Raw genomic sequence first — 15,746 nt, 5'->3', positions numbered from 1 at the left:
GCAGTGCTGACGGCCGCACCCAACTGGCTTGGTAGATTGCAAGAAGCACCGGCATCGTCTCTGCCAGCGCATACACCCATTCAAGGAGCTCCCCCATGCCCCAAGACCAGTGGACCGCAAAGCGTGAACGCCAGTACGAACACATCAAGGCCAGCCTCAAAGAGCGCGGCAAGAGCACGGGCACGGCTGAAGAGATAGCGGCCCGCACGGTCAACAAAGAGCGCGCCCAGCACGGCGAGAGCAAGACCGCCAATGCCAAGACCCTGCACGACACCCCCGCACCGGTGCGCGGTGGCAAGCGGTCGCACCAGGGCGCGCAGGGACGTACGCGGGATCAGCTGTATGAAGAAGCCAAGCGCAAGGGCATCAAAGGCCGCTCGACCATGAACAAGGCAGCGCTGGAAAAGGCGGTCGGCCGCTGAGGCCCGCGCGCACTGGGACGAACCCTTCGCAGACCTGCGCACGCGCTACTATTAATTTGATAGCTTCTAGCGCACCGTCAGAGCGCGGGAGCGGCATAAAACGCCTAAAACTAGCCCTCAAACTGCGGATGCAGCTGCCGGATGCGGTTCATCGCCATCCCTGCCGCTGCCGTGCGCGTCTCCACACCCAGCTTGGCGAACACGCGCTCCAGATGTTTCTTCACGGTGGCGGGGCTGGCGCCCAGGATGTCGCCGATGTCGCGGTTGATCTTGCCCTTGACCACCCAGTACAGCACCTCGGCCTCGCGCGCCGTGAGCTTGAAGGCCAGGCTCATGGATTCGATGATCTTCGCGTCCGACACCTCGCGCATCACGATGAGCCAGTCGCCGCCGCCCGCGCTGTCGCCGGCCTGTTGGTGCAGCCGAAAGGTCAGGCGCCGCGCGCCGTGGTCGATGGCCAGGCGCGGTGGTTCGGCCAGTGCCTGCAGGGCCTCGACGGCCTTTTCAGCGTTGCCGTCGGCCAGCACGTGGCGGCGCAACCAGGTCTGCAGTGGCTCGGGCGCCCAGGGGCTGGCCTCGCCGAAGTACGTGTGCAGGAGCTCGCGCGCCAGCGGGGTCTGCCAGATGAGGCGGCCGTCCGATGCGCGCACGGTGATGCTGGCGTAGCCAAACGCGTCGAGCGCGTTGCGGGCCTCGCGGGCCTGGCTGGCGTCCTGGCGGGCCTTGCGCGCAGCGCCCAGGTGCACGCCCATGCGGGCCATCACTTCGCGCGGCTTGATGGGCTTGGTGACGTAGTCCACGCCGCCGGCCTCCAGCGCGGCCACCAGGTGCTCGGTCTCGGTGAGGCCGGTCATGAAGATGATGGGGATGTGCGCCGTGGCGGGCGACGCCTTGAGGCGCCGCGCCACCTCGAAGCCGTCCATGCCGGGCATCATCGCGTCGAGCAGCACGATGTCGGGCAGGGCCTGCGCGGCACGCTGCAGTGCGGCCTCGCCGTGCATGGCCACCAGCACGGTGTAGCCCGATTCGTCGAGCGCATCGTGCAGCACAGCGAGGTTGTCGGGCACGTCGTCCACGATCAGCACCACATCGCTGTCGCTGCGGTCCAGCGCGGCGGCGCTGGCGGACGGCAGGCCAGGGGGGTAGGAAGGGGCGGTGGTCATCATCATCGTTGTCGTCGTGCTCACGAAGGGGCCTGCTCCAGGATCTGGCCCATGGCGTCGAACTGGAATTCGCGGGCCATTTGCCGCAGGGTGTGAACGAACGCCTGGTGCGCAGGCTGGCTGCGCTCGATCTCGTCCAGGGTGTTGAGAATGCCGCGGTAGTAGCCCAGCGACACGGCCTGCAGCAGCGGGGCGAGGGTGGCGGCGTCGGGGTAGGTCAGCGCGCTGACACCACCGGCGGCGCGGGCCGTACCAGCGGGCCATGCGGCAGCCGGCGCAGCCGCCGCGGTGTCGCCTTCGTAGAGCCACTGCAGGGCCAGGCGGCGCTCCAGCCAGTCCAGCAGCTCGCTGTGGCGCACGGGCTTGACGATGAAGTCTTCGGGGCGGATGTCCACGTCGTTGTCCAGCGCCTTGTCGAACGCATTGGCGGACACGATGGCGCAGTGGATGGGGTCCTTCGCGCGGGATAGCCGGGCGGCGCCTCCATCGGCGCTGGCACTGCCCGCCGATGGGACCCCATCCGACATGGTGCGGTCTGATAACGGTCGCCCGTCCTGCACCTGCATCTGCCGCACACGCCGCAGTGTTTCCCACCCGTCGATGCCGGGCATGGCCAGGTCCATGAAGATGGCGTGGGGCCGGTAGCCGGTGGCCAGCAGGTCGAGCGCGTCGTGCCCGCTGGCGGCTTGGCGCAGCTCAAAGCCCAGGGGTTCCAGCAGGTGCACCAGCAGCTCGCGGTCGGGCTCCTCGTTGTCCACCACCAGGAGGCGGCGGCGCTCGCCGGTGTAGCCCACCCGGGCCTTGCGCACCGGCGCTGTGCGGCCACCGCCCGGCGAGGTGCCGGTCTTGCCCAGCGCTTCGGCATGCACCTCGGGCAGGAAGAGCTTGATGTGAAACACCGAGCCCACGCCCGGCTGGCTGGTGACCGACATCTCGCCGCCCATCAGCACGGTGAGCATGCGGGCAATGGTGAGGCCCAGGCCCGCACCTGGCGCTGCGGACGGCCCGCTGCTGCCACTGGAGCCGCCCCGGGCAAAGGGCTCGAAGATGCGCTCGATCTCGTCGGCCGTGAGGCCCGGCCCCGTGTCCTGCACCTCGATGCGCGCCATCTCGCGGGCGTAGCGCACACGCAGCGTGACCGTGCCTTGCGCCGTGAACTTGACGGCGTTGCCCAGCAGGTTGATGAGGATCTGGCGCAGGCGCTTGTCGTCGGCGCGCACCACCTCCGGGATCACGCCCTGCACGTCGAACACGAAGGCCAGGCCCTTGGCCGCGGCCTGCAGCTCGAACAGCGCGGCCATCTCGTGCAGGCCGTCGGCGAAGCGCGTGGGGGCGACGTCGAGCGTGAGCTTGCCGGACTCGATGCGCGCGATGTCGAGCGTGCCTTCGATGAGCGACAGCAAGTGCTCGCCGCCGCGGCGGATCACATGCACCGCCTGCTTGCGGTGCGGGGGCACGCCCGCGTCTTCGCCCATCAGCTGCGCGTAGCCCAGGATGGAGTTAAGCGGCGTGCGGATCTCGTGGCTGATGGCGCTGATGTAGCGGCTCTTGGCCTGGTTGGCCTGGTCGGCCTGGATGCGGGCCTCCTCGGCCTGCTGCTGCGCCGCCTCGGCCACCCGGCGCGCTTGCTCGGCCACGCTGCGGGCGGTTTGCAGGGCCTCGTCGGTCTGGCGGTGCAGCTCGATCTCGCGCACCAACAGGCCCGTCTGGCGGTTGGATTCCTCTTGCGCCACCTGGCGGCTTTTGTGCGCCAGCACCAGCCACCAGGCCACGATGCCGGAGATGACCAAGAGCGCCAAATACGCCTTGAGCAGCCCCGAGCGCAACGCCACCTCGGGCGCGGCCAGCACCTCGGTCGCGGTCAAGGCCTGCGCGATGGTGTTGAGCTCCTGGTGGTACAGCAGCCCCATCACCGACGCCAGCAGCGGCGCGATCACCAGCATCAGCAGCAGGAAGTGGCCCAGGCCCGTGTCCAGGTAGCGCCACATGGCGCGCGGCAGCACCCAGCGCAATGCGGCCGACCACTGCACCGCCATGCTGGCGTGCGGCTTGCACAGGTCGCCGCAGCGCGCATCCAGCGTGCAGCACAGCGAGCAGATGGCGCCGCGGTAGGCGGGGCACTGGGCCATGTCGGGCCCCTCGTACTCGCGTTCGCACACCACGCAGCGCTGCACGGCCAGCCGCTCGTATTGCCCCAGGTCGGCGGCGGTGGCGCCGGGCACCGGGCCCACCATGGGCACGGCCACGGGCTCGCTTTGCCGCGCGATGTAGTACTTGCCCCGCGTGGCCCACGCGATGAGCGGCGCGGCCACGAAGGCCACGGCCATGGCGATCACCGCAGAAAAAGCCTGCGGCAGCGGCCCGAAGAAGCCCAGGTGCGCGCTGATGGACACGACGGACGCCAGCGCCATCGAACCCACGCCCACCGGGTTGATGTCGTACAGGTGCGCGCGCTTGAATTCGATGCCCCGGGGCGACAGGCCCAGCGGCTTGTTGATGACCAAATCGGCCACCACCGACATGATCCAGGCGATGGCGATGTTGGAGTACAGCCCCAGCACCTCGCCCATGGCGCGGAACACGTTCATCTCCATCAGCATGAAGGCGATCAGCGTGTTGAACACCACCCACACCACCCGCCCCGGATGGCTGTGCGTGAGGCGCGAGAAGAAGTTGGACCACGCCAGCGACCCCGCGTAGGCATTGGTCACGTTGATCTTGAGCTGCGAGATCACCACGAACAGCGCCGTGGCCGCCACCGCCCAGCCGTAGTTCGGGAACACGTACTCATACGCGGCCAGGTACATCTGGTTGGGGTCGACCGCACGGTCCACCGGCACCATGTGGGTGAGCGCCAGGTAGGCCAGCAGCGCGCCGCCCAGCATCTTGAGCACCCCCAGCACCACCCAGCCCGGCCCACCCACCAGCACGCCCAGCCACCAGCGGCCCCGCGTGGCCGGCGTGCTGGCGGGCATGAAGCGCAGGTAATCGGCCTGCTCCCCCATCTGGGTGATGAGCGCAATGCCGACGGTGAGCGCCGCACCAAACAAGGGCAATTGAAAGCTGGCACCGCGCGCAAATTCACCACCGTAGTGCACAACACCCGCAAACGCACCAGGATCGCGCATCAACACGTAGCCGAACGGCACCACCAGCATCACCAGCCACAGCGGCTGCGTCCACATCTGCAGGCGGCTGATGGCTGACACGCCGTGCGTGACCAGCGGAATCACCACGATGGCGCAGATGAGGTAGCCCCAGGTGGGCGGGATGTCGAGCGCCAGCTCCAGCGCGTAGGCCATGACGGCGGCCTCGAGCGCGAAGAAGATGAAGGTGAAGCTCGCGTAGATCAGCGACGTGAGCGTGGAGCCGATATAACCAAAGCCCGCGCCGCGCGTGAGCAGGTCCATGTCCACCCCGTAGCGCGCCGCATACACGCTGATGGGCAGCCCCGCCAGAAAGATGATGAGCCCCGTGGCCACGATGGCCCAGAACGCGTTGATGAAGCCGTACTGCACCAGCAGCGTGGCGCCCACGGCCTCCAGGATCAGGAATGACGCGGCCCCGAACGCCGTGTTGGCCACCCGCCATTCGGACCACTTGCGAAAGCGCTGGGGGGTGTAGCGCAGCGCGTAGTCCTCCATGGTCTCGGTGGCCACCCAGCTGTTGTAGTCGCGCCGGACCTTGACGACCTGCTGCGGAGCCTGCTGCGATGCCTGCGCGTCCCCATCCTGACCCGACGGCTGCACCGGCGCAGCGGCGGCAGGAGCAAGCGGGGAGGTGGGCAAGGGCATGGTGGTGGGAGGGCAGCAGGGACTGGAGGTGCAGTTTCCATGCCACGGCCCACCGCAGCGGGCACCGCCCCTGCGCCAGATGACGTATGGCGGGCACGGGGCTTGCTGCCTATGATGGAACGGCTCTCGCCAGATCGCACCCGTGCGCCATAGCACGTTCCTCGTGGTCACCCCGCATCGGCTGACGCGCGAGCCAACAACACCAGCATTGAGTACAACGACATGGAACTGACTCCTCGCGAAAAAGACAAGCTGCTGATCTTCACCGCCGCCCTGCTGGCCGAGCGCCGCAAGGCGCGGGGCCTGAAGCTCAACTACCCAGAGGCCATGGCGCTGATTAGCGCCGCCGTGATGGAAGGTGCCCGCGACGGCAAGACCGTGGCGCAACTCATGAGCGAAGGCCGCACCGTGCTGACCCGCGCGGACGTGATGGACGGCATCGCCGAGATGATCCCGGACATCCAGGTCGAAGCCACGTTCCCCGACGGCACCAAGCTCGTCACCGTCCATCAGCCGATCGTCTGACCCTCTTCTCTCTTAGCCTCTTTCTCTCTGTGGAGCCCTCATGCGCATCGCACTCTCACACCGCTACACAGCCGCTCTGATTTTCATAGCTGCCAGCGCCATCAGCACAGGCGCCAGCGCCCATACCGGTGCTGATTCACATATCCACAACAGCTTTTTGAGCGGCTTCGCCCACCCCTTGTTCGGCATGGACCACCTGGCCGCCATGGTGGCCGTGGGCCTGTGGAGCGCCCTGGCCGCGCGCCGTGCTGGCCCCGAACTGCTGTGGGGCCCCGTGGGCTTTGCAGCACTGCTGCTGGCGGGCGCGGTGATGGGCCTGCAAGGAGTGGCACTGCCTGCCGTGGAGCCCATGATCGCTGCGTCGCTTCTGGCCACAGGCCTGCTCGTAGTGTCGCGCCTGCGGGTGCCGGGCATCGTGGCGGCGCTGGGCGTGGGCGTGTTCGCCGTGTTCCATGGCGTGGCCCATGGCGTTGAGCTGTCGGGCAGCGACAGCGCCTGGCAAACCCTGGCGGGCATGCTGGCAGCCACCGTGCTGCTGCACGGCGTGGGCCTGGCGGCGGGCTGGGCCCTGCGCGAGCGCCATGTGTGGATGGCGCGGCTGGCTGGTGCCGGCGTGGCTGCCTTCGGCGGCGCGCTGCTGCTGCAACAGGTGGCGTGATGGCTTCGACCCCCGCGCCCTCAGCCGAGAGCACGAGCCCCCTCGCCTCTCCCCGGCTCTCTGCCACCAGGGGAGAGCGGGCAACCCCCTACCGTGGATGACTCACTGATCATGACCCCAGGCGAACTCCTCATCGACGCGGGCGAACACCTGCTCAACACCGGCCGCCGCACGCTGACCATCGTCGTGCGCAACACGGGCGACCGCCCCATCCAGGTGGGCTCGCACTACCACTTTGCCGAGACCAACAACGCCCTGGGCTTTGACCGCGACGCCGCACGCGGCATGCGGCTGAACATCGCGTCGGGCACGGCCGTGCGCTTCGAGCCCGGCCAGGAGCGCACGGTGGAGCTGGTGGACTACGCAGGCGAGCGGCGCGTGTTCGGCTTTCAGGGCCGGGTGCAGGGCGCGCTGTAGCCAGAGCCGGCCCATGCGCACCTGCATGCCTGCCCCGCCCGTTCGGGCTGAGCTTGTCGAAGCCAGGGCATGCCGGCAGCAAGAATATTGACTAAAAACAGCCGCTACCGCTTGATCCATGAGCGCCAGCAGCTATCAAAAGCATAGTAATCCAGTTTTCGCGGAGCACCCCACCATGGCAACCATTGGACGACGCGCCTATGCCGAGATGTTCGGCCCCACCGTGGGCGACCGCGTGCGCCTGGCCGACACCGAACTCATCCTGGAGGTCGAGGCCGACTACACCCTGCGCGCCGGCAGCTACGGCGAAGAGGTGAAGTTCGGCGGCGGCAAGACCATCCGCGACGGCATGGCGCAAAGCCAGCGCACCAATGCCAGCGGTGCCGTAGATACCGTGCTGACCAACGCCCTCATCGTCGACCACACCGGCATCGTCAAGGCCGACATCGGCCTGCGCGCCGGCCGCATCGCGGCCATCGGCAAGGCCGGCAACCCCGACACCCAGCCGGGCGTGGACATCATCATCGGCCCCGGCACCGAGGTCATCAGCTGCGAGGGCAACATCGTCACCGCGGGCGGCATCGACAGCCACATCCACTTCATCTGCCCGCAGCAGATCGAAGAGGCCCTGGCCAGCGGCGTGACCACCATGCTGGGCGGCGGCACCGGCCCCGCCACGGGCACGCTGGCCACCACCTGCACCTCCGGCCCCTTCAACATGGAGCGCATGCTGCAGGCGGCTGACGCCTTCCCCATGAACCTGGGTTTCCTAGGCAAGGGCAACGCCAGCCTGCCCGACGCGCTGCACGAGCAGATCAGCGCGGGCGCCATCGGCCTCAAGCTGCACGAAGACTGGGGCACCACCCCTGCGGCCATCAGCAACTGCCTGGACGTGGCCGAGGCCACCGACACGCAGGTCGCCATCCACAGCGACACGCTCAACGAATCGGGCTTTGTGGAGAACACCATCGCGGCCGTGGGCGGGCGCGGCATCTGCGCCTTTCACACCGAAGGCGCGGGCGGCGGCCATGCCCCCGACATCCTGCGCGTGGTGGGCGAAGACAACTTCCTGCCATCGTCCACCAACCCCACCATGCCCTACACGCACAACACGCTGGACGAGCATGTGGACATGCTCATGGTGTGCCACCACCTCGATGCCAGCATCGCCGAGGACCTGGCCTTTGCCGAAAGCCGCATCCGCAAGGAGACCATCGCCGCCGAAGACATCCTGCACGACCTGGGCGCCATCAGCATGATGTCCAGCGACAGCCAGGCCATGGGCCGCGTGGGCGAAGTCATCCTGCGCACCTGGCAGACCGCGCACAAGATGAAGGTGCAGCGTGGCAGCCTGGCCGGCGACACCAGCCGCAACGACAACACGCGCATCAAGCGCTACGTGGCCAAGTACACCATCAACCCCGCCATTGCCCACGGCATCAGCCACGAGGTGGGCTCGCTCGAAGTGGGCAAATGGGCCGACATCGTGATCTGGAAGCCCGCCTTCTTCGGCGTGAAGCCCGCGCTCATCCTCAAGGGCGGCATGATTGCCATGGCTGCAATGGGCGACCCGAACGCGTCCATCCCCACGCCGCAGCCGGTGCACTACCGGCCCATGTTCGGCGCGTTCGGCGGGGCCATTGCCAAGACGTCGCTCACCTTCGTGTCGCAGGCCGGCTTGCATGCCGGCATCGGCGAGCGCTTCGGCCTGCGCAAGACGCTGTCCGCCGTGCATAACATCCGCGGCATCAGGAAGCGCGACATGGTGCACAACAGCTACACCCCGAAGATGGAAGTGGACGCCCAGACCTACACCGTGCGCGCCGACGGCCAGCTGCTCACCTGCGAGCCTGCCACCGTGCTGCCCATGGCGCAGCGCTACTTCCTGTTCTGAGGCCACGCCCCGTGAATGCTGTGCTGCAAGACCTGCACATCCGCCTGGACGACCTGAGCGACCCGCGCATCGAAGCCTTCATGCAGGAACACCTGCAGGACATGTACGCCACCTCGCCCCCGGAGAGCGTGCACGCCCTGGACATGGACCAGCTGCGCCAGCCCGAGATCGCGTTCTGGTCGGCCTGGCTGCCGGATGCGGGCGGCGACGTGCTGGTGGGGACCGGCGCGCTCAAGCGGCTGGACGCCGCACATGCCGAACTCAAATCCATGCGCACCAGCGCCCACCACCGGGGCCGGGGCATCGCCCGCCAATTGCTGAACCACCTGCTGCAAGAGGCCCGCACGCGCGGCCACACCCAGGTGAGCCTAGAGACCGGGCCGCAGCCCTTCTTTGCACCCGCGCGCAAGCTGTACTTTCAGCACGGCTTTGTCGAATGCGGCCCGTTTGCCGACTACCGCCTGGACCCGTACAGCTTCTTCATGACCCGCCCGCTGTAGTGGCTACGCACAGCGCCCCGCCCCCGTCCCGCCGGGCCACAATGCGCGTTTTGCCGCACGCCACAACGACACCCCTTCCATGATCCAAGCCTCCAAACTCATCCCCCAGGGCAAAGGCCTGGCCCCGGTCCTCATCAAGCGCGCCACCACCATCGAACTCGACTGGGACGTGCGCCAGAAAAGCCGCTTTGCCGCCACCGACTCCGCTGGGCGCGAACTGGGCATCTTCCTGCCGCGCGGCACGCTGGTGCGCGGCGGCGACGTGCTGGTGGCCGAAGACGGCTCCATGGTCCGCGTCATCGCCGCGCCGCAGCCCGTGCTGGTCATCACGCACTGCACCCAGCACGGCACCCCGTTCGATCTGACCCGCGCCGCCTACCACCTGGGCAACCGGCACGTGCCCATCGAGCTGCAGCCCGACCACCTCAAGATCGAACCCGACCACGTGCTGGCCGACATGCTGCGCGCCATGCACCTCATCGTGAAAGCGCAGGACCTGCCCTTCGAGCCCGAAGGCGGCGCCTACGCTGCGGGGCACAGCGGCGGACACCATCACCATGGCGGGCATGGGAATGATGGCCATGACCACGGTCATGACCATGCCCATGGGCACGATCACGGACACAGCCACGCGCAGGCAGCGTCGCCATCCCCGGCACACGATCACGATCACGGCCACAGTCATGACCACAATCATCAGGCCGATTCATCGCAGCCCGCAGCACCCACCCGCGGCCGCACCGTGGCCATCCCGGTGGTGGCCCAGGCCCAGGGCCATGTGCACGGCCCGCACTGCAACCACGGACATGACCACTGAGCATGCCCAGCGCTACCGTCACCGCAACCGCCTGCGCCTCCCCCACCGTTCGGGCTGAGCCCGTCGAAGCTAGGGCACCGCACACCGCCCGCCCTGCACCTACGCCTGCCCGAACGGACTTCTGAGCCCCTGCCCGTGCGCCCCGACCGCCCCGCCTCCCTGCCCGCCGCCAGCCTGCTGCAACTCATCTGGCTTGCCTCGCCCGCGCTGCCGGTGGGCGGCTTCTCGTATTCCGAGGGCCTGGAAAGCGCCATCGAAAACGCCGGCATCGACAGCGAAGCCGCCGTCTGCGCATGGCTGCTGGACCAGTTGCACATCACCCAGGCGCGCGGCGACATGGCGCTGATCGCCAAGGCCGTGGGCGGCTGGCGGCGTGGCGACGGCGGCGACTTGGCCCACGTGCGCGAGCTCAACGACTGGGTGCTGCACACCCGCGAGACGAGCGAGTTGCGCCTGCAGACCGAGCAGATGGGCCGCTCCATGGCCGACTGGCTGCGCAACCAGCACCAGGGCGATGACCAGGTCATGCCCGCAGTGCAGTATCTGGCCGCCCTGCCCCCCACCTACCCCGTGGCCTTTGCACTGGCTGCATCCGTTACCCAAGCGCCCGTGCGCGACGTGCTGCTGGCCTATGCCTTCGGCTGGGCCGAGAACATGGTGCAGGCCGCGCTCAAATCCATGCAGCTGGGCCAAAGCGCCGGCCAGCGCATCCTGGCCCGCCTGGCCGACGCCATCCCTGCCGCCGCAGACCACGCCATCGGCCTGATGGACAGCGAACGCCAGGCTTTTTCACCCATGCTCGCCATCCTGTCGGCCCAGCACGAAACCCAGTACTCACGCCTCTTCCGATCATGACCAACAGTACCAGCACCAGCATCAGTCCCGGCACTTCCGCCACCGCCCTGCACCACATCGCGAACCGCACCAAGCAGCTGCCGCCCCTGCGCGTGGGCATCGGCGGCCCGGTGGGCTCGGGCAAGACCACCTTGCTGGAGATGCTCTGCAAGGCCATGCGCGACGACTACGACCTGATCGCCATCACCAACGACATCTACACCAAGGAAGACCAACGCCTGCTCACAGTGAGCGGCGCCCTGCCCGCCGAGCGCATCCTGGGTGTGGAGACCGGCGGCTGCCCGCACACCGCCATCCGTGAAGACTGCTCCATCAACCTCGAAGCCATCGACCGCATGCTGGGCGAGCACCCCAACGCCGACATCGTCTTCGTGGAAAGCGGCGGCGACAACCTGGCCGCGACCTTCAGCCCTGAGCTCTCGGACCTCACCATCTACGTCATCGACGTCGCCGCCGGCGAGAAGATCCCCCGCAAAGGCGGCCCCGGCATCACCAAGAGCGACCTGTTCATCATCAACAAGACCGACCTGGCCCCGCACGTGGGCGCCAACCTGGAGGTGATGCACGCCGACACCACCCGCATGCGCACCAACGCGCAGGGCGCGCTCAAGCCGTTCGTGATGACCAACCTCAAGACCCTGACGGGCGTGGCCGACGTGGTGCAGTTCATCGAGACGCGCGGCATGCTGAAAAAACAGGCACCCGCCGTCGGCTAGAATGCGCAGCTTCCGTTCCTGGAGATGTGGGTGAGCGGTTTAAACCAGCAGTCTTGAAAACTGCCGACGGGCAACCGTCCGTGAGTTCGAATCTCACCGTCTCCGCCAGAACGCCAGAATGCAAAAAGCACCCCGCGCCGGGTGCTTTTTTTTCGCCTTCATCGCCCGCGCCGGCCGAGACAACGGTGTGCGCCCTCCCACCGCACGCATTGCCGCACCCTGCGCAGCCCTGTGCGCACCGGCACGAGGGCTACACTGGTTCGAAGGAGGCACAGCATGCACAGGCGTTCGCACCCCACCCAGAGTGACGGGACATTCCTGCTGGACATTCTGAAGATCGCGCTCGGCGTTTTTATCGGCAGCCTTGCCGCCGTGTTCACCTACGAAGCCATCCTGGCGCTCCGAACGGAGCTGGCGGTGCGCAAGGTCCAGCAAGAGATCCAGGCAGAGACTGAACGCATGAAGCGCGACGACGCAAGCCGTCGAGAAGCCGAGGCACAGGCACGTGATGCCGCCGAGCGAGACGCCGATCAACTGCACTCGGCCAAGGCGTTGGCGCAGCGGCTCGAGGCAGAACGGCAGGCGCGCAAGGCCGGTGCGTGGTCGAAGTTTTACCAACCCTCTGCCAACTGCAAGGCCGATCGCGGTACCACTGGTTGTGCCAACGAGCACATGGTCGCTCGGAAACGCTTCGAAGACCAGTACATCGACCGGTAGCTGCTCTGGGGACTGTGCCCTGGTGGCCCGAAGCAACCCGTCGACCCATCGCCTGTAGGTCAACGCCTTCAACCATTCAGGACGTTGGGCGGACGCGGGCGTCCAAGCAACCTTATACGGTGAATCTTTTCCACAACCGACCGGCCCCCGCTTGCGGACCAACCGGTCACTTTGAAAGGTTCACCATGAGCGATCGCAACGATGCAATGACGCAATCCAACCGCAACCTGGAGCCCGAAACCAAGACCGGCACCGGTGCCGTGCTCGGTGGTGCGCTGGGTGGTGTGGCAGGTGGGGCCACTGCCGGTGCTCTGGCAGGCGGCGTGACGGGCCCCGTGGGCGCAGCAGTCGGCGCGGTGGTGGGTGCCGTGGCCGGGGCCGTGATGGGCCGCAACGTCAAGGTGGACCCCGTCGCCGAAGACAGCTACTGGCGCGAGAACTACACGTCGCGTCCCTATGCCAGCCCGGGCGCGAGCTATGACGACTATCAGCCCGCCTACCGCTACGGAACGGACTCGTACTCGCGCTTTCCAGACCGCTCCTTCGACGAGGTGGAGCCCGAATTGAGCCGTGACTGGGGCAGCGCTCGCGGGCGTTCGTCGCTCAACTGGGAGAACGCCAAGCACGCCTCCCGCGACGCGTGGCAGCGTGTGAGCAACGCCGCCGAGCGCGCGATTCCGGGCGATTCGGACCGCGACGGGCGTTGATGACCCGGCGCTTGTGGATGAAGCGCAAGGGGACCTTCGGGAACCCTTCGTCCTGACAGACCCATCCCCGCGAACTTCAGAAAGAACACCCATGCAAGAAAAACCCAGCGACCCCCATCCCCTGAGCGATCTGGCCTATGACTGGATCACCCTGATGCAGAACAAGGCACAGGCGCTTCTGGCCTATGACCAATACATCAAGGACGCCGAGGCGGCCGGCTCTGGCGAATGTGCAGCTTTCTTCCGCAAGGTGCATGACTCCGACAAAGCACAACTGGCGGAAGCCAAGCATCACCTGGTGGCCGTGCTGCAGGGCACCATGGGCGGCAAGACAACGTCTTGAGCGCTGAAGGCAGCCCAGGCAGAGTTCCTGGGTCCGCTTTCACCCCGCCCGACTTAAAGCCCGCCGCGTGCGGGCTTTTCTTTGTCGACTTTTTCACCACAGTCGATGTTCCGCTGGACGTTTCAACGTTCAGTCGGGCCGCCCACGGGGCCCACCGTTGCGGTGCCACTGCACCCGTGGTCCAGCTACACAACAAGCCGCGCAGGGCCATTCGGCGAAGCATTTCACAGGGGTAGTCCCCCGCCTACAAAGTCACCCTGTAAATTCCTGCAACTTCGTGTTGCATTGCAGCAGAGCATGGACTCCAACGAGTTCACACCCATGCCGCCGCTCCACACGCCCCCGCAGGCTTCCGTGCCTACTCCACCTTCGGCGGCTGCATCTCGCTACCGGCAGTTTGACTGGCTGGGCGCGCACAACACCCCCACTGAAACCACCTTTCGAGTCTGGGCGCCCAATGCGCAGCGGGTCGAGCTGGTGGGCCACTTCAACGGGTGGCAGCCAGCCGCCATGCAGCGGCTGGACGACGGGTCGGGTGTCTGGGTGGGTTCTTCGCCTGCAGCCCACGTGGGCGACCTCTACAAATACCGCATTCAAGATACGCACGGTGCCTGGGCCGAGCGGTCTGACCCCTATGCGTTCCGCGCCGAACATGCACCGGGTACGGCGTCGCAAATATGGCGGCTGGACTACCAGTGGGGTGACCGCGCATGGATGGCTGCACGCGGCAAGCGCGCAGCAGCGGACAGCCCGATGTCGGTGTACGAAGTGCACCTGGGCTCCTGGCAGCGGCACGAAGACGGGCGGCTGCTGAACTACCGGGACATTGCACACCGCCTGGCCGCGCATTGCGAAGCGATGGGTTTCACGCATGTGGAAGTGATGCCGGTGGCAGAGCACCCCTTCTACGGATCGTGGGGCTACCAGACCACCGGTTATTTTGCGCCCACAGGGCGGTACGGCGACCCGCAGGACCTGATGGCGTTTGTCGACACGCTGCACCAGCACGGTATCGGCGTGATCCTGGACTGGGTGGGCTCGCACTTTCCGTCGGACAAACATGCACTGGCTCGCTTTGACGGCACCGCGCTGTATGAGCACGAAGACCCGCGCAAGGGCTTTCATCCGCAGTGGAACAGCCTGATCTTCAACTATGGCCGCTACGAAGTCCGCGACTTCCTGATCAGCAGTGCGTTGTTCTGGCTGGAGAAGTACCACTTCGACGGACTGCGCGTGGACGCCGTGTCGTCCATGCTGTACCTGGACTTTGCACGAGAGCCCGGCGAGTGGCTGCCCAACGCCGACGGCGGGCACCAGAACTGGGAGGCCGTGCAGTTTCTGCGCGACCTCAACGGCGCGGTGAGCGAGTCGTTCCCCGACGTGCACATGATGGCCGAGGAGTCCACCTCGTGGGCAGGTGTCTCGCGCCCGGTGCAAAGCGGCGGGCTGGGCTTCGACACGAAATGGAACATGGGCTGGATGAACGACACGCTGCGCTACATGCAGCGCGCCCACGTTCACCGCCAGTGGCATGAGGGCGACATCCGCTTTTCTGGCGTGTATGCGTTCGACGAGAACTTCGTGCTGGCGCTGTCGCACGACGAGGTGGTGTACGGCAAGAAAAGCCTGCTCATGCGCCAGCCGGGAGACGAGTGGCAACGCTTTGCCGGGCTGCGCACGCTGTACGGGCTGATGTGGGCCCACCCCGGCAAGAAGCTGCTCTTCATGGGTGGCGAGTTCGGCCAAGTGGAGGAGTGGCACCACGAGCGCACGCTCGACTGGCACCTGTGGGCCAAAGCCCGCCACAGCGGCATCGCCCGCTGGGTGACAGACCTCAACCGTGCGTACCGCCACCTGCCCGCGCTGCACGCGAACGACTTCGATCCGGCGGGTTTTGCATGGGCGCCGATGGAGCCCCACCACCCCACCGTACTGGCCATGCTGCGCCGCGCGGGCAATGACTCCGTGCTGGCCGTGCACAACCTGACGCCCCAACCGCTGACCGGTGTGCGCATCGGCGTGCCGCAGGCGGGGGTGTGGCACGAGATTTTGAACAGCGACGCCGAGTGCTATGGCGGCAGCGGCGTGGGCAACGCGGGCTCGGCCACAGCGACTGCCCAGCCTTTGGGCGACCTACCCGCCAGCCTGCGGATCACCGTGCCGCCGCTGGCCAGTGTTTTCTTTTCCACCCGCCCTTTGGGCACCCACTGACATAGAC

At 67.1% G+C, this 15,746-nt stretch carries 15 protein-coding genes and 1 tRNA gene; 14 read left to right on the top strand and 2 right to left on the bottom strand.

Going from position 1 to position 15,746, the window contains the following annotated elements; all coding sequences use genetic code 11:
- Positions 1-95: 95 nt before the first annotated feature.
- Positions 96-422, top strand: coding sequence for a hypothetical protein (locus ACSQ3N_RS06275; RefSeq protein WP_056161448.1), 327 nt, complete (start codon positions 96-98; stop codon positions 420-422).
- A gap of 110 nt (positions 423-532) precedes the next feature.
- Here the strand turns inward: ACSQ3N_RS06275 and ACSQ3N_RS06270 are convergent, their stop codons facing one another.
- Positions 533-1,585: a response regulator gene (locus ACSQ3N_RS06270; protein WP_436147926.1), complete on the bottom strand. Its 1,053-nt coding sequence runs from the start codon at positions 1,583-1,585 to the stop codon at positions 533-535.
- 20 nt (positions 1,586-1,605) lie between these two features.
- A complete protein-coding gene (locus ACSQ3N_RS06265; protein ID WP_436145860.1) occupies positions 1,606-5,379 on the bottom strand; it encodes a hybrid sensor histidine kinase/response regulator in 3,774 nt (1,257 codons plus the stop codon).
- A gap of 222 nt (positions 5,380-5,601) precedes the next feature.
- On the opposite strand from ACSQ3N_RS06265, the gene ACSQ3N_RS06260 reads away from it, so the two are divergent.
- The 13 genes from ACSQ3N_RS06260 (at position 5,602) to glgB (ending at position 15,739) form a co-directional block, all read left to right on the top strand.
- On the top strand, positions 5,602-5,904 hold the full coding sequence (locus ACSQ3N_RS06260; RefSeq protein ID WP_055399013.1) for an urease subunit gamma: 303 nt from the start codon (positions 5,602-5,604) through the stop codon (positions 5,902-5,904).
- Between the two features lie 40 nt (positions 5,905-5,944).
- On the top strand, positions 5,945-6,562 hold the full coding sequence (locus tag ACSQ3N_RS06255; RefSeq protein ID WP_436145859.1) for a HupE/UreJ family protein: 618 nt from the start codon (positions 5,945-5,947) through the stop codon (positions 6,560-6,562).
- Positions 6,563-6,673: 111 nt separating this feature from the next.
- The gene (locus tag ACSQ3N_RS06250; protein ID WP_436145858.1) at positions 6,674-6,979 is read left to right on the top strand and encodes an urease subunit beta; all 306 of its coding nucleotides are present in this window, start codon (positions 6,674-6,676) and stop codon (positions 6,977-6,979) included.
- Positions 6,980-7,154: 175 nt separating this feature from the next.
- Positions 7,155-8,873 (top strand): urease subunit alpha, encoded by a 1,719-nt coding sequence (gene ureC / locus ACSQ3N_RS06245; RefSeq protein WP_436145857.1) that lies wholly within the window; start codon positions 7,155-7,157, stop codon positions 8,871-8,873.
- A gap of 11 nt (positions 8,874-8,884) precedes the next feature.
- Positions 8,885-9,373 (top strand): GNAT family N-acetyltransferase, encoded by a 489-nt coding sequence (locus ACSQ3N_RS06240; RefSeq protein WP_436145856.1) that lies wholly within the window; start codon positions 8,885-8,887, stop codon positions 9,371-9,373.
- Between the two features lie 79 nt (positions 9,374-9,452).
- Entirely contained in the window at positions 9,453-10,190 is a 738-nt protein-coding gene (gene ureE, locus ACSQ3N_RS06235) for an urease accessory protein UreE (RefSeq protein ID WP_436145855.1), read from the top strand.
- Between the two features lie 135 nt (positions 10,191-10,325).
- Entirely contained in the window at positions 10,326-11,045 is a 720-nt protein-coding gene (locus tag ACSQ3N_RS06230; protein ID WP_436145854.1) for an urease accessory protein UreF, read from the top strand.
- Positions 11,042-11,761 (top strand): urease accessory protein UreG, encoded by a 720-nt coding sequence (gene ureG / locus ACSQ3N_RS06225; RefSeq protein WP_436145853.1) that lies wholly within the window; start codon positions 11,042-11,044, stop codon positions 11,759-11,761. The genes ACSQ3N_RS06230 and ureG overlap by 4 nt, the downstream gene beginning before the upstream one ends.
- 20 nt (positions 11,762-11,781) lie before the next feature.
- Positions 11,782-11,869 (top strand) — tRNA-Ser (locus ACSQ3N_RS06220).
- 168 nt (positions 11,870-12,037) lie between these two features.
- Entirely contained in the window at positions 12,038-12,478 is a 441-nt protein-coding gene (locus tag ACSQ3N_RS06215; protein WP_436145852.1) for a hypothetical protein, read from the top strand.
- Positions 12,479-12,663: 185 nt separating this feature from the next.
- Positions 12,664-13,185, top strand: a complete 522-nt coding sequence (locus ACSQ3N_RS06210) for a glycine zipper domain-containing protein (protein ID WP_436145851.1) — start codon at positions 12,664-12,666, stop codon at positions 13,183-13,185.
- Between the two features lie 91 nt (positions 13,186-13,276).
- Positions 13,277-13,528 (top strand): hypothetical protein, encoded by a 252-nt coding sequence (locus ACSQ3N_RS06205; RefSeq protein WP_436145850.1) that lies wholly within the window; start codon positions 13,277-13,279, stop codon positions 13,526-13,528.
- A gap of 321 nt (positions 13,529-13,849) precedes the next feature.
- Positions 13,850-15,739, top strand: a complete 1,890-nt coding sequence (gene glgB / locus ACSQ3N_RS06200) for a 1,4-alpha-glucan branching protein GlgB (protein WP_436145849.1) — start codon at positions 13,850-13,852, stop codon at positions 15,737-15,739.
- Positions 15,740-15,746 lie beyond the last annotated feature (7 nt).

This window comes from Acidovorax sp. LjRoot194 (genome assembly GCF_964253015.1).
Lineage (GTDB): Bacteria > Pseudomonadota > Gammaproteobacteria > Burkholderiales > Burkholderiaceae_C > Acidovorax.
This window is presented reverse-complemented; position numbering and strand designations above follow the sequence as displayed.

What these genes read in the sequence shown, in the direction of transcription:
- ACSQ3N_RS06275 (WP_056161448.1), top strand. Translation starts at nt 96, where the DNA reads ATGCCCCAAGACCAGTGGACCGCAAAGCGTGAACGCCAGTACGAACAC.
- ACSQ3N_RS06270 (WP_436147926.1), bottom strand. Translation starts at nt 1,585, where the DNA reads ATGACCACCGCCCCTTCCTACCCCCCTGGCCTGCCGTCCGCCAGCGCC.
- ACSQ3N_RS06265 (WP_436145860.1), bottom strand. Translation starts at nt 5,379, where the DNA reads ATGCCCTTGCCCACCTCCCCGCTTGCTCCTGCCGCCGCTGCGCCGGTG.
- ACSQ3N_RS06260 (WP_055399013.1), top strand. Translation starts at nt 5,602, where the DNA reads ATGGAACTGACTCCTCGCGAAAAAGACAAGCTGCTGATCTTCACCGCC.
- ACSQ3N_RS06255 (WP_436145859.1), top strand. Translation starts at nt 5,945, where the DNA reads ATGCGCATCGCACTCTCACACCGCTACACAGCCGCTCTGATTTTCATA.
- ACSQ3N_RS06250 (WP_436145858.1), top strand. Translation starts at nt 6,674, where the DNA reads ATGACCCCAGGCGAACTCCTCATCGACGCGGGCGAACACCTGCTCAAC.
- ureC (WP_436145857.1), top strand. Translation starts at nt 7,155, where the DNA reads ATGGCAACCATTGGACGACGCGCCTATGCCGAGATGTTCGGCCCCACC.
- ureE (WP_436145855.1), top strand. Translation starts at nt 9,453, where the DNA reads ATGATCCAAGCCTCCAAACTCATCCCCCAGGGCAAAGGCCTGGCCCCG.
- ureG (WP_436145853.1), top strand. Translation starts at nt 11,042, where the DNA reads ATGACCAACAGTACCAGCACCAGCATCAGTCCCGGCACTTCCGCCACC.
- ACSQ3N_RS06215 (WP_436145852.1), top strand. Translation starts at nt 12,038, where the DNA reads ATGCACAGGCGTTCGCACCCCACCCAGAGTGACGGGACATTCCTGCTG.
- ACSQ3N_RS06210 (WP_436145851.1), top strand. Translation starts at nt 12,664, where the DNA reads ATGAGCGATCGCAACGATGCAATGACGCAATCCAACCGCAACCTGGAG.
- ACSQ3N_RS06205 (WP_436145850.1), top strand. Translation starts at nt 13,277, where the DNA reads ATGCAAGAAAAACCCAGCGACCCCCATCCCCTGAGCGATCTGGCCTAT.
- glgB (WP_436145849.1), top strand. Translation starts at nt 13,850, where the DNA reads ATGCCGCCGCTCCACACGCCCCCGCAGGCTTCCGTGCCTACTCCACCT.